Source organism: Pseudomonas sp. Root71 (assembly GCF_001429045.1).
Lineage (GTDB): Bacteria > Pseudomonadota > Gammaproteobacteria > Pseudomonadales > Pseudomonadaceae > Aquipseudomonas > Aquipseudomonas monachiensis.
Map to the genome: position 1 here is coordinate 205,446 of NZ_LMHY01000029.1, position 13,906 is coordinate 219,351.

At 60.7% G+C, this 13,906-nt stretch carries 10 protein-coding genes; 2 read left to right on the plus strand and 8 right to left on the minus strand.

What is annotated here, in order from left to right; translation table 11 throughout:
* Window positions 1–54: 54 nt before the first annotated feature.
* Complete coding sequence (locus tag ASD95_RS24885) at window positions 55–921, minus strand: pirin family protein (RefSeq protein WP_056722599.1); 867 nt, start codon at window positions 919–921, stop codon at window positions 55–57.
* Window positions 922–1,025: 104 nt separating this feature from the next.
* On the opposite strand from ASD95_RS24885, the gene ASD95_RS24890 reads away from it, so the two are divergent.
* Window positions 1,026–1,934 (plus strand): LysR family transcriptional regulator, encoded by a 909-nt coding sequence (locus ASD95_RS24890; RefSeq protein WP_056722601.1) that lies wholly within the window; start codon window positions 1,026–1,028, stop codon window positions 1,932–1,934.
* 255 nt (window positions 1,935–2,189) lie between these two features.
* Window positions 2,190–2,993, plus strand: a complete 804-nt coding sequence (gene dkgB, locus ASD95_RS24895; RefSeq protein ID WP_056722603.1) for a 2,5-didehydrogluconate reductase DkgB — start codon at window positions 2,190–2,192, stop codon at window positions 2,991–2,993.
* A 3-nt stretch (window positions 2,994–2,996) separates the two neighbouring features.
* Here the strand turns inward: dkgB and ASD95_RS24900 are convergent, their stop codons facing one another.
* The 7 genes from ASD95_RS24900 to ASD95_RS24930 all read right to left on the minus strand — a co-directional run bounded on the left by ASD95_RS24900 (window position 2,997) and on the right by ASD95_RS24930 (window position 13,607).
* Complete coding sequence (locus tag ASD95_RS24900) at window positions 2,997–6,224, minus strand: transporter substrate-binding domain-containing protein (protein WP_056722606.1); 3,228 nt, start codon at window positions 6,222–6,224, stop codon at window positions 2,997–2,999.
* Entirely contained in the window at window positions 6,225–6,851 is a 627-nt protein-coding gene (locus ASD95_RS24905; RefSeq protein ID WP_056722608.1) for a response regulator transcription factor, read from the minus strand.
* Between the two features lie 108 nt (window positions 6,852–6,959).
* A complete protein-coding gene (locus tag ASD95_RS24910) occupies window positions 6,960–7,361 on the minus strand; it encodes a chemotaxis protein CheY (RefSeq protein ID WP_056722610.1) in 402 nt (133 codons plus the stop codon).
* A gap of 138 nt (window positions 7,362–7,499) precedes the next feature.
* Window positions 7,500–8,216, minus strand: coding sequence for an MgtC/SapB family protein (locus ASD95_RS24915; RefSeq protein WP_056722613.1), 717 nt, complete (start codon window positions 8,214–8,216; stop codon window positions 7,500–7,502).
* A gap of 151 nt (window positions 8,217–8,367) precedes the next feature.
* Window positions 8,368–11,082: a magnesium-translocating P-type ATPase gene (gene mgtA, locus ASD95_RS24920; protein WP_056722615.1), complete on the minus strand. Its 2,715-nt coding sequence runs from the start codon at window positions 11,080–11,082 to the stop codon at window positions 8,368–8,370.
* 571 nt (window positions 11,083–11,653) lie between these two features.
* The gene (locus tag ASD95_RS24925) at window positions 11,654–12,991 is read right to left on the minus strand and encodes a lysine N(6)-hydroxylase/L-ornithine N(5)-oxygenase family protein (protein WP_056722617.1); all 1,338 of its coding nucleotides are present in this window, start codon (window positions 12,989–12,991) and stop codon (window positions 11,654–11,656) included.
* A gap of 133 nt (window positions 12,992–13,124) precedes the next feature.
* Window positions 13,125–13,607 (minus strand): sigma-70 family RNA polymerase sigma factor, encoded by a 483-nt coding sequence (locus ASD95_RS24930; protein WP_056722619.1) that lies wholly within the window; start codon window positions 13,605–13,607, stop codon window positions 13,125–13,127.
* Window positions 13,608–13,906: the final 299 nt, after the last annotated feature.

The window sequence follows — 13,906 nt, forward strand, 5'->3', positions numbered from 1 at the left end:
CCTGAAAACCGGCCCACTCATCCTGGGTAGAGTCGGGTGTTAAAGCGCTGCGAATTAAGCGTGCATCCGGCCGAAGCGACCGGACTGGAAGTCGGCAAAGGCCTGGTGGATTTCTTGCTCGGTGTTCATCACGAACGGCCCATGACCGACGATCGGCTCGTCGATCGGCTCGCCGCTGAGCAACAGCACCATCGCGTCTTCGCTGGCTTCGAGGGTCATCCGGTCGCCCTTGCGGTCGAACAGGGCCAGTTGCCCCTGGCGCACCGATTCCAGGCCGTTGACCTGAACCGTGCCGCGCAGCACCACCAGTGCGGTGTTGCGCCCTTCGTGCAGGTCAAGGGTGAGCAATTTGCCAGCATTCAAACGAATGTCCCACACGTCGACCGGGGTGAAGGTGCGCGCCGCGCCCTTGTGGCCGTCGAACGCACCGGCGATCAGGCGCAGGCTGCCGGCGTTGTCCTTCAAGGCGATGGCCGGGATGTCACGGTCGAGAATCGTCTGGTAGCCGGGGTCGGCCATTTTGTCCCTGGCCGGCAGGTTGACCCACAGTTGCACCATCTCCAGGGTGCCACCGCTTTTGGCGAAACCTTCGGAGTGAAACTCTTCATGCAGGATCCCCGAGGCCGCGGTCATCCATTGCACATCGCCGGGGCCGATCTTGCCGCCACTGCCGGTGGAGTCCCGGTGCTCCAGTTCGCCCTTGTAAACGATAGTCACGGTTTCGAAGCCACGGTGAGGATGCTGACCAACGCCACGTCGCTCGCTGGTCGGGGTGAATTCAGCAGGGCCGGCGTGATCCAGCAGCAGGAACGGGCTGATGTGTTTGCCCAGGTTGTCGTAGGAAAACAGCGTGCGAACCGGAAAACCGTCGCCCACCCAATGGGTCCGTGGACTGGTGTAGATACCGATGATGTTTTTCATGGTGTCTCCTGATGAGGTGAGTGAAGCCATGGACAAAGCTTAAAACCATGACCTTTGCTGCGCTAGACTGCAAAAATCAGCTTTAGCGTTCTATTTGGAGAACGATGGTGGAAGACCTCAACACCCTCTACTACTTCACCCAGGTGGTGGAGCATCACGGTTTTGCCGCGGCCGGCCGGGCACTGGACATGCCCAAGTCCAAGCTCAGTCGACGTATCGCCGAGCTTGAAGAACGCCTCGGCGTGCGCCTGCTGCACCGCACCAGCCGGCATTGCTCGTTGACGGAAATCGGCCAGGCCTATTACCAGCGCTGCCTGGCCATGCGGGTGGAGGCGGAAAGCGCTGCCGAACTGATCGAGCGCAATCGCTCAGAGCCCCAGGGCCTGGTGCGTGTCAGTTGCCCGACGGCGCTGCTCAATTCCTGGGTCGGGCCGATGCTGACCCGCTATATGCTCAAGTACCCCTTGGTGGAATTGTTCATCGAGAGCACCAATCGCCGCGTCGACCTGATTCACGAAGGCTTCGACATTGCCCTGCGGGTACGCTTTCCGCCGCTGGAAAACACCGACATGGTGATGAAAGTGCTGGGCAACAGCACCCAGAGCGTGGTCGGCAGCCCGGCCTTTTTATCGCGCCTGTCGACGCCGGCTTCCCCGGCCGACCTCAGCGGCTTGCCGAGCCTGCACTGGGGCGCGGCGCAGCGCGAATATCAGTGGGAACTGTTCGGGGCCGACGGCAGTACCGCGATGATCCGGCATGCCCCGCGCATGGTCACCGATGACCTGTTGGCCTTGCGCCACGCGGCACTCGCCGGGATCGGCATCGTGCACCTGCCCAGTGTGGTGGTGCGCGATGAAATCGCCGCCGGGCAACTGGTGGAACTGGTGCCCGGCTGGGCACCGAAGAGCGGTGTCATCCATGCGATCTTCCCCTCGCGCCGGGGATTGCTGCCCTCGGTGCGCACGTTGATCGATTTTCTCGGGGAGGAGTTCAGTCGTAGTGATATTGCTTAGGGTCGGGGGTAAGGCTTTGGACCGAGTGATGGCTATCGCGAGCAAGCTCGCTCCCACAGGGGATTTGTGGTGCAAATAGATCCAATGTGGGAGCGAGCTTGCTCGCGATGGCGTCGGACCAGACACCATCAACACATCTTCCTGCCCCCAATTCATGACTTGCGGTAAACATTGCTTTGCCGCTCCAGCGGTTTTTCTCACGGATGCAGGCGCGGATACTGCCGCCCATTCCCACTGCAACCCCTGGAGTCATCAATGTCCATTCCCGCCTTCGGCCTGGGTACCTTTCGCTTGCAAGGCCAGGTGGTCATCGATTCGGTGAGCACCGCCCTGGCGCTCGGCTACCGGGTGATCGATACCGCACAAATCTACGAGAACGAAGCTGAAGTCGGCGAGGCTATCGCCGCCAGCGCTATCGCCCGGGAAGAGCTGTTCATCACCAGCAAGATCTGGGTCGCCAACCTGGCCGGTGATCGCCTGATCGACAGCCTGAAAGAAAGCCTGCGCAAACTGCAGACCGACTACCTGGACCTGACCCTGATCCACTGGCCGTCGCCGGACGATCAGGTGCCGGTCGCAGAATTCATGGGCGCCCTGCTCGAGGCCAAACGCCTGGGCCTGACCCGGCAGATCGGTGTGTCCAACTTCACCATCGACCTGATGAAACAGGCAGTCGCGGCCATCGGTGCCGAGCACATCGCCACCCACCAGATCGAACTGCACCCCTACCTGCAAAACCTTGCGGTCGTCGAGTTCGCACGCAGCCAGGGCATCGGCATCACCTCGTACATGACCCTGGCTTACGGTGAAGTCCTCAAGAACCCGCTCATCCAGCAGATCGCCGAACGCCTGCACGCGACTCCGGCGCAGGTCACCCTGGCCTGGGCCATGCAATCGGGTTACGCGGTGATCCCGTCGTCCACGCGCCGGGCCAACCTTGAAAGCAACTTGAAGGCTCGCGAACTGACCTTGAGCGAGGCCGACATGGCCCTGATCGCATCGCTGGATCGCGGCCACCGCTTGACCAGCCCGAAAGGCATCGCACCGGACTGGGATTGAGCCTCAATCCTGCTCCAGACGCCGGTCCAGGCGGGCCATGGCCTGCTGCAACCGGTCGACGGCGTCGTCGATCATTGCCGCGCGGCCGTCGTTGCACGCCTGCTCCAGTTGTTCGCAACACTCGACCAGGGCGTGGGCTCGCACCATCAGCGCTCCACCCTTGATCCGGTGTGCCAATTCCTGCAAGCCCGGGCGATTGCCGCCGGTGTGCAAGGCGAGCAAATGCACGCGGTCCTCGCGGTTGGATAGCGCCAGGTCGTGCAACAGTTGATCGATCAGCTCACGGTCCGCATCCGCATAGCGTTCCAGCCCGCTCAAGTCAAACTCGCAGACGCCATGGTCGTCGGTAGCCGTTGAGGGTACGCTGGAAAACCGCTGGGCCAGCCACGCCTGCAAATCCACCAGGCGAATGGGCTTGAACAGGCAATCGTCCATGCCCGCCGCCTGGCATCGGGCCTTCTCCTCGGCCTGTGCATTGGCGGTAAAGCCCAGAATCAATGTTGATGACAGCCCCTGCACCCGCTCTTGCTCACGTATCGCACCCGCCAATTCGTAACCACTGAGCCGCGGCATGTTGCAGTCGGTGATGACCAGATCGAACCCTTGCCCGCGCCACTGTTCAAGCCCCTGCGCCCCGTCTTCGGCCAGCACTACGCGATGGCCGAGATAGCTCAGCTGCCGCGAGAGCAACAGGCGATTGGCCGGATAATCGTCGACCACCAGAATCGACAAAGGCCGGGTCGTCAGCTGCGCCGAATCCAGGGGCTTGCCCCCCGCGGGTAACGCTTGCAGGACAGGCAGCACCAGGCTGATGTCCACCCGAGTCCCGCGCCCGAGCTCACTGTCGAGTTGCAACCGGCCGCCCATCATTTCGCACAGAGTCCGACTGATCACCAGCCCCAGGCCGGAACCTTGCCGGGCGCTCTGCTGGTTGTTGTCTGCCTGCACGAACGGGCTGAACAGACGTTGCTGGTCGAAAGCGCTGATGCCGATGCCGCTGTCTTCGATGCGTACGCTGACGGCGAGGTGCGCCGGGGCTTGAGGTCGCACTCGCAGCGTCAGGCTTACCTGGCCCTCCCGGGTGAACTTGATCGCGTTGCTCAGCAGGTTGGACAACACCTGTTTGAAGCGCGTGGGGTCGAGCATCACGTCACGGTCACTGTGTTCGTCGAGCTCGACCCGCCACTGCAGACTCTTCTGCACCGCCAGCCCTTCGAAAACCCGGCAGACCGAAGTCACCAGCAACTGCAGATTGACCCGCTCCGGCGCCAGCGACAAATGCCCGGATTCGATCCGGGCAACGTCCAGAATGTCACCGATCAAATTCAGCAATTGTTGCCCGGCGTTGGACGCCACCTCAATGGCGGCGCGGTCGGTCTCCCCTTCATCGGCCCGCTTCAGCGCCAGTTCGAGCATGCCGATCAGCGCGTTCATCGGCGTGCGGATTTCATGGCTCATGGTGGCCAGGAACGTGGTCTTGGCCCGGTTGGCGTCGTCCGCCGCGTCCTTGGCTTCCTGCAATTGCCCGAGCAATTGCTGACGCTGGCGAATCTGCCGACGCTGCCAGACAATCCCCGCCAACGCGAGCAACAGCAAGACACCCGCCACCGCAAATGCCTGCACGATCGCCTGCCGGTGTCGCAGCCAGTAACTCTGCTCGACCATCGCGTCATAGCGCCAGGGCTGGGTCAGCTCGTCAATTTCTTCGGGAGGGATGCTCAACAGCGCCTTGTCCAGGATCGAATGCAGCTCGGTGGCCCCGCGACTGGTCGCCAGGGTGCTTCGTGCAGGGTCGGTGCCCACGGTGCTGGTCACTTGCAGGCGATCGCGATACTGCCGGGAAATCAGGTAACGGGCGCTGATCAAGGAGTTGATGCCGCCCTGGGACTTGCCTTGGTCGACCATTTCCATGGCGTCCGTCGACAGGGGCGCATCCACCAGCTGGATCAACGGGTAATGCTGGCGAAGGTACTCGCCAACAATGTTGCCCTGGGTCAGTGCCAGGGGTCGCCCTGCCATATCATCCAGCGTCCTGGGGCTTTCCGTGTCAACGCGGGTCACCAGCACCGAAGGGCTGCTCAGGAACGCGCGGGTGAACAGCAACTCATCTTCACGCTGGGAACTGAGGCCGATACCGGCCAGCACATCGATTTGCCCGCTCTTGATGGCGGTCATCATCTGGGCCACCGACTTCATGCCCTGGATGTCAAATTGCAAGCCGGTGCGCAAACTGATTTTCGCCAGCACATCGATGCCAATCCCGCGAAACCTGCCTTCGCTGTCGATAAATGAAATGGGCGGGATATTTTCGTTGATCGCGACCTTCACCCGCGGGTGGCGCTCAAGCCAGCGCTGTTCGGCCACGCTCAATTGCAAGGACTGGGTGCCGGGGATAGACACCTCGTTTGCCCCCCAACGGCGCAGGATGTTCATTTGCTCATTGGTGCTGATGGCCGCAAGCGCCTTGTTGACGATGCGCAACAGCGAATCGTTGTCGCGGTTCATCGCAAAGGCAAAACGCCCGGACTCCATGGGCGAGAAGTCCGTCAGTCGCACATTATCCAGATAATTCTTGCTGATCAGGTAATGGGCATTGATCGCATCCCCCAGGTAGACATCGGCCTGACCGTACGCCACGGCGCCCATCGCCGCCAGTGTCGAGGGAAACAACTGGACCTGCGCCCTGGAATAGAACTGTTGCACGCTGTATTCGGGCAGGTAGTGATACAGCATCACCAGCCGCTTGCCGGCCAGTGTCGGGTCGAGCACCGGAGGGAAATCGGTGCGGGTGACCAGCACCGGTTGATCGACCGCATAGGCACTGGACATCTGCAGCTGTGGATCTTCGGCTTCAAACCGATTGGCCGTTCCCAACAGGTCTGCCCGCCCCTCCTTGATCGCCTGCACCGCGTCGGCGCGCGACGGATAACGCCGGACCTCGATGACGACGTTCAACAATTGTTCGAGCAACCCGGCGTAATCGGCGGTCACGCCTTCGAACACCTTGCCCGCCGTGTTGAACTCGAAGGGGGGATAGTCCGGCGCCGAGACGGCCAGCACCAATCGGCCCTTTTGCTGCAGCCAGCGCAACTCGGTTTGCGACAATCTGACGCTCAGGCCTTCGACACTCGAGCGCCCCAACAGGGTCAACGACTGTTGCGCACAGGCCGTCGATGCCCAAAGAAGAAGGCCAATCAACACCCCACCTGCCAGTCCTCGGAGTGCGTTCATTCAGATCAGATGATTGCGCAGGGCGAAATCCCTCAAGTGCACCGACGAGTTCATATTGAGCTTGAGGGTGAGTCGGGTCTTGTAGGTACTGACGGTCTTGTAGCTCAGGTGCATGATCTCGGCGATTTCCAGGTTTTTCGAACCCCGGGCCAGGTACTGCAAAATGGTCAACTCACGATTGGAGAGCTTTTCGATCAACTGCTTTTCGCTGCGTTGCAACTCCCCCATCGACACGGAGCTCGAGGGGATCTGGGCGAAATAGGTGTAGCCGGCCATCACGGAATTCACCGCCGCCTTCAAGTCATCCAGGTCCTTGCTCTTGGAAACATAGGCAACAGCCCCGGCACGCATGCAGCGGTCCTGATAGAACTGGGCCTCCAGTGAAGTGAACACCACCACGCGACATCGCGTGTTTTCGGCCTTGATTCGGTCCATCACCTCAAGCCCCGCCACACCAGGAAGGCCCAGATCAAGCAGCACGACATCCGGCTGATGCTCCCGGACCAACGCCAGGACCTCATCGCCACGGGAGGCTTCATATACTTGCTTGAACCCTTCCCCCTTGAGTACGAGTTTGATCATGGAGCGAACCACCGGATGATCTTCCACAATCAGTGCTGACTTCATGACAACTCCCGTGCAAAACAACACGATCGGGCAAAAAATGCCCTCCAGGCGCCGCAGCGGTTGGGCACAATGCTGCGCATAGACTTTTGCATGGAAGGCTGGAAAGAACTACCTGACAGAAATGACAGTTCCGACGAACGGTAGCCGACGATTGACGACGCTCATCAACTGCGTAATGCACGCCAGGTCAGGCAGGGCGGCCTGGCTGACCTGGACGTTGCCCACGCCTGACGGCAACGACGCCTGCCGTTCATTGAAGATAAACGCGTGATTTACCTGCGGGTTGTCGACAAAGAAATTCAACAAGTCCAGCCCTTCACTGGCCATCGCTCCATTGATGAGCACCAGGTCCAGAGGTTCGCAACCGTACTCCACCAGAGGAAGGAGCTCTTCGAGACTCTGCACCGGTGCCACGCGAAAGTAGCCGAGCTGATTGAGCAGCCGCTCGATCCGCAGACGGTTGAAGTGCTGCGCATCGGCGATCAGGATGCGCAAGGATTTGTTCGGCATGGTGACCTCCAAAAGGATGTCGGTTTCAAGAGGTCGCAAAGCCTACGGAAGACCTTCCTAGGTTTATGTAGGAATTTTCCTAAATAAGTTCCGGTTAATCTGACTCTGCCAGAGAAACGCAATCGCACCCCCTGACCTTTACTCCGTGGTACTCGGACTCCAGAACGCCTGCACCACCAGGGACGAGGCCGAAATCCGTGCCACCAGCTCATCCAGTTCATCACCATCGACCGAGGTGGTCGCCAGGGTGGCTTCGATTTCAATTTCATCCGTACCGAAGGCATGCACGTCGACATCGCTGGCCGGATAGTTGCAGCGCGCAAGCTCGGCTTCGAGCAAGGCCAGCACGGTTTTCTGCTGCGTACGCCGGGCAATGACATAGACGATGTTGGTGACTTCCGCCGAAATCACATCCAGCGGCTGACGGTTGATGTTGTTGACGATCGGCCGCAGCAGCGTGTTTGCCGCCAGCACGAACAAGGTGCCAAGCAGCGCCTCGGCCAGCAGGTCGGCGCCGGCGCAGGCACCGACCGCCGCCGAGGTCCAGAGCGTGGCGGCGGTATTGAGGCCGCGCACATTGCCCTCTTCGCGCATGATCACCCCGGCACCGAGAAAGCCGATGCCGGAAACCACGTAGGCTACGACCCGCACGGCGCCTTCGGCACCGCCTAGCCGGGTGGCCATGTCGACGAAAATTGCCGCGCCCACCGCCACCAGCACATTGGTGCGCAGGCCGGCGGTGCGCTGCCGGTACTGGCGTTCGAAACCGATCAGGCCGCCGAGGATGAAGGCCGCGCCGAGGCTGACCAGGGTGTCGAGCAGGAAGCTCAGGTTGAGGTTGTTGAGTGCTTGCATGATGAATCCCTTGAAAAACACACGATCCCCTGTGGGAGCGAGCTTGCTCGCGATAGCGGTGTATCAGTTGACATGGATATCGACTGACACTCAGTCATCGCGAGCAAGCTCGCTCCCACAGGGGTTGCGTTGACGGGCCAGCCTCGCGGCCTTATTGCCAGCCAAACCGGCGGATGTAGAACCCCTTCACCGCCTGGGTCAGCGCCATGTACGCCAGCAGGATCACCGGCAGGAACACGAAGTACAGCGACGGCAACGCCTGCAATTTGAAGTAATGGGCCAGCGGTCCCATCGGCAGGAAAATCCCCACGGCCATGATCAATCCGGTCATCACCAGCAAGGGCATGGCCGCGCGGCTTTGCAGGAACGGGATCTTCGGCGTGCGGATCATGTGCACGATCAGGGTCTGGGTCAGCAGCCCGACCACGAACCAGCCGGACTGGAACAGGGTCTGGTGATCTGGGGTGTTGGCATCGAACACGTACCACATCAAGGCGAACGTGGTGATGTCGAAGATCGAGCTGATCGGTCCGAAAAACAGCATGAAGCGCCCGACATCCGCCGGCTGCCAGCGCTGCGGTTGCTTGAGCATTTCCTCATCGACGTTATCGAACGGGATGGCGATCTGCGAAATGTCATAGAGCAGGTTCTGCACCAGCAGGTGCATCGGCAGCATCGGCAGGAACGGGATGAACGCACTGGCCACCAGCACCGAGAACACGTTGCCGAAGTTCGAACTGGCGGTCATCTTGATGTACTTGAGCATGTTGGCGAAGGTCCGGCGCCCTTCCAGCACGCCCTCCTCCAGCACCATCAGGCTTTTTTCCAGCAGGATGATGTCGGCCGCTTCCTTGGCGATGTCCACCGCGCTGTCCACGGAAATACCGATGTCGGCGGTGCGCAGGGCCGGGGCGTCATTGATGCCGTCGCCCATGAAACCGACCACATGGCCGTTGCCCTTGAGTAGCCGGACGATGCGCTCCTTATGGGACGGCGTCAGCCTGGCGAAGACGTTGGTGGTCTCCACCGCCTTCGCCAGCTCGGCATCGCTCATGCGTTCGATGTCGTTGCCCATCAGCAGGCCTTGCTGTTCCAGGCCGACTTCGCGGCAGATCTTCGCCGTCACCAGTTCGTTGTCGCCGGTCAGCACTTTCACCGCCACGCCATGGGCGGCCAGAGCCTTGAGGGCGGGCGCGGTGCTTTCTTTCGGCGGATCGAGAAACGCCACGTAACCGATCAGCGTCAGTGCCTGTTCATCGGCCAGGCTGTAGGTGTCGCGCCTTTCGACCATTGGCCGTGCCGCCACCGCCACCACCCGCAAGCCTTCGGCGTTGAAGGTGGCCGTGACCTGACGGATTCGCGCCAGCAGTTCTTCGGTCAAGGCTTCATCGACTTCGCCATGGCGCACACGCGAGCACACCGCCAGCACCTCTTCCACAGCCCCCTTGCAGATCAGCAAGTGCGGCTGATCGCGCTCGGCGACCACCACCGACATGCGCCGGCGGGTGAAGTCGAATGGGATCTCGTCGACCTTGCGAAACGCCGTGCCGACTTTCAGCTCACGGTGGATCTCGACGTGTTCGAGCACCGCCACATCCAGCAGGTTTTTCAGGCCGGTCTGGTAGTAACTGTTGAGGTAGGCCATTTCCAGCACGTCATCGCAGGCGTTGCCCCAGACGTCGACGTTGTGCGCCAGGAAGATCTTGTCCTGGGTCAGGGTGCCGGTCTTGTCGGTGCACAGCACGTCCATGGCGCCAAAGTTCTGAATGGCGTCGAGGCGTTTGACGATGACTTTCTTGCGCGACAGGAACACCGCGCCCTTGGCCAGGGTCGAGGTGACGATCATCGGCAGCATTTCCGGGGTCAGGCCCACGGCAATCGACAGCGCGAACAGCAGCGCTTCGGTCCAGTCGCCCTTGGTGAAACCGTTGATGAACAACACCAGCGGCGCCATCACGAACATGAAGCGGATCAGCAGCCAGCTGACTTTGTTGACCCCGGTCTGGAACGAAGTCGGCGCCCTGTCAGTGGCGCCGACGCGCTGGGCCAAGGCACCGAAATAGGTGCTGTTGCCGGTGGTGAGTATCACCGCCATGGCCGTGCCGGACACCACGTTGGTGCCCATGAACAGGATGTTGTCCAGGTCCAGCGGATTGCGCGTGTCGCGATCCTGCTGGCGGGAAAATTTTTCCACCGGCATCGATTCACCGGTCATGGCCGCCTGGCTGACGAACAGGTCCTTGGCGCTGAGCACCCGGCAATCGGCGGGAATCATGTCACCGGCCGACAGCACGATCAGGTCGCCCGGCACCAGTTGCCTGATCGGCAATTCGATGCGCTGCGCGCCACGGTCCTCAAGGTCCCGGCGCATCACCGTAGCGGTGTTGCTGACCATGGCCTTGAGGGCATCGGCAGCCTGGTTGGATTTGGTTTCCTGCCAGAAACGCAGCAAGGTCGAGAGCACTACCATGGAGAAAATCACGACGGCGGCTTTCAGGTCTTCGGTCAGCCAGGAGATGAGCGCCAGCAGCGTCAGCAGCAGGTTGAACGGATTCTTGTAGCAATGCCACAGGTGCGTCCACCACGGCAGCGGCTGTTCGTGCTCGACTTCATTGAGGCCGAATTGCTCGCGCAGGACATCGGCTTCGAGTTCACTCAAGCCGTCGGTGTGACTGCCCAGGGTGTTGAGCAATTGACCGGTGTCGCTGCCGGCAGCGGCCACCAGGGTTTGCGCCAGGGTGGGCGGGACTTCACGGCTGACCGTGGTGTCGGTGAAGGTTTCCAGCAACGCCAGGCGACGGAAGTGCCGGGCGATGTGGCGGGTACGCAGGAAACCTGCGAAGAATTCCTTGAGGGTAAGTTTCATGGCTGGAGCCCCTTTGGTCAGCCGGGAAACCGTCGAGCAGGCAAGTCCACGCCGCTGCCGCCGGAACAACCGGCAAAGCAAGGCCTGGCACGCCGGTCACGAATGACAGGCGTGTCGATAGAGCGGCGGCCACGACAAAAAAGTCGAAACCACGCACTGTTCAGCGTCGATGAGAGGGACGTCGGGACACGGCCGGGACTGGCCATGATCGGGATGCCGCTGCTCGCTTGTCGGCGAGACAACGGCACAGGAGATTGCGCGTTATCTTGCCGAGAAAATGCCGGTTACCGAGACCGGCCGACAACTGTCACTCGAACAAGTACCCACTGTGGGTCTCCGTAATGGATGAAAACGCGCGAAGCTTACGCCCCGATGTTTGGGGAGTAAACCCGTTACAAAGTCTTGGCCGGGGGTATCGCGGGGTTCTTCAGGAAGGGTTCAGGATTGAGTGATTTTGGTGATTTCAATGGCCCCATCGCGAGCAAGCTCGCTCCCACAGTAGTCCTGTGAACACAGGTCCATTGTGGGAGCGAGCTTGCTCGCGATGGCGGCCTGTCAGTCGCCGTAGAACTCAGCTGGCCGTCGCCAACAACAAATCCACCACCGCCCGCCCATGCCCGCGATGCTTGCCATGCTCATACAACGAGCCGGCAATTTCATCGGCACGAATCGGCAGGATCGACAGCAAGGTGTCGCTCAACCCATGGCTGGCCTGGCAAAACCCCTGCATGTAGAGGCCGGCCTTGCAGCGTTCATCGGTGATCAGCTTGTAGTTGCGATCGACCTCGAAATCCCCCAGGTACTCTTGCAGCGGTGCCAGCAGCTTGCGGTGCATCTGCCGCTCGTAACCGGTGGCCAGCACCACGGCGTCGTAGTGACGCACCGAGACTTCGCCGGTGGCGTTGTTGCGCAACACCAGTTCAATGCCCCGCTCGTTAGCGGTGGCCTTTTCGATAGTGGTCAGGGTGTGGAACGCATGACGGGCGATGCCCGAGACTTTCTGCCGATAGAAGATGCCGTAGATGCGCTCGATCAGGTCGATGTCCACTACCGAGTAGTTGGTGTTGTGGTACTCGTTGACCAGTCGTTCGCGCTCGCTGTCGGGCTGCTGGAACACCAGGTCGGTGAACTCCGGTGAGAACACTTCATTGACGAAGGGGCTGTCGTCAGCCGGCTTGAGTGCCGAGCCGCGCAGGATCATGTCCACTTGCACCGACGGGAAGCTGTCGTTCAAATCGATGAAGGCCTCTGCCGCGCTTTGCCCGCCACCGATGATCGCGATGCTCATCGGCCGGTTGTCCACGCACGGCTGCCTGGCCATCTGCGCCAGATACTGGGAGTGATGGAACACCCGGCCGTCATCCTTGAGTGCCTTGAACACCTCGGGAATGCGTGGCGTGCCACCGGTGCTGACCACCACCGAACGGGTGGTGCGCACCTGTTGATGCCCGCTCGCATCGCGGGAAATCACCCGCAACGCCTCGACCTGATGGTTGTGCAGCACCGGCTCGATGGTCAGCACTTCTTCGCCGTAGCGGCTTTGCGCGATGAACTGCCCGGCAACCCAGCGCAGGTAGTCGTTGTACTCCATGCGGCACGGATAGAAGGTGCCCAGGTTGATGAAGTCCACCAGGCGCCCGTGGGCCTTGAGGTAATTGACGAACGAGTAAGGGCTGGTCGGATTGCGCAGGGTCACCAGGTCCTTGAGAAAGGAAATCTGCAACTCGCTCTGGGTCACCAGGGTGTTGCCGTGCCAACGGTAGTCGGCCTGCTTGTCGAGGAACAGCACATCCAGGTTGCCCTGGCTCGCCCCGCGCTCTTGCAGCGCGATGGCCAGTGCCAGGTTCGACGGGCCGAAACCGACGCCGATCAGGTCGTGAACGAGGGGCGAAGCAATTGCCTGTGTCATGTCCAGTGTCCTCTGGATGTTCCCCTCAAAGACGGGGCATTGAACCTAAGTGACCTGACCCGCCAAGGGCCGCACAACAGGTCGTCTGTTGAGTAGGAACGAGGACCGTGAAAAAAAATTTAACCGCGCGGGATCACTGGGCGTCCCACTGTCGCATCCGTATACGGCAATGCTTCATGGCGTTGACGATGTGCTTCTCGACCATTGCCCGGGAAATGCCCAGTTGCTCGGCAATCTGCGGATGGGACAGGCCTTCGATCTTGCGCAGCAGGAAACTCTCGCGGCACAACCTCGGCAACTCCGCCAGGGCACTCTGGAGCATTTCCAGGCGCTGGCCATGATCGAGCACGTTTAGCGGCGAAGGGGTGAAATAGCGCTCTTCGTTGTCGAGTACGTCCAGGGGTTCGGCCTGTCGCAGGGTGTTGCGTCGATGGTCGTCGATGACCAGGTTCAGGGCGGTGCGATAAAGGAATGCCCGGGGCTGCTCGATCGGCGTATCACTGGAACGCTCCAGGACCCGCAGATAAGCGTCATGCACCACATCTTCGGCCACCTGACGGTTGCCCAGCCTGGCGTTCAGGAAACACACCAGTTCGCGATAGTAGTTTTCCAACATGACTCCCGTCCGCACGGGGGTGCGGTTTCTGTCCTTGAGCTCTTTCGGCGACTGCTGAATCACACAGTGGCACGATAGTGGCAGTTCGAGTCGCGTAATTTATAGTAATTCTCATATAGATTTAAAGTACTGCTTCGACTTGCCCGATAAATAGTCATGGTCTAGCGGCTGTGCACCGCTCTGAGGGTAGGAGCTGCCGCAGGCTGCGATCTTTAGCGTTTTCAGCTACGTCGAAAATCAAAAGATCGCAGCCTTCGGCAGCTCCTACAGGTGTTACACCTTGTGTCGCCGGTTAAATT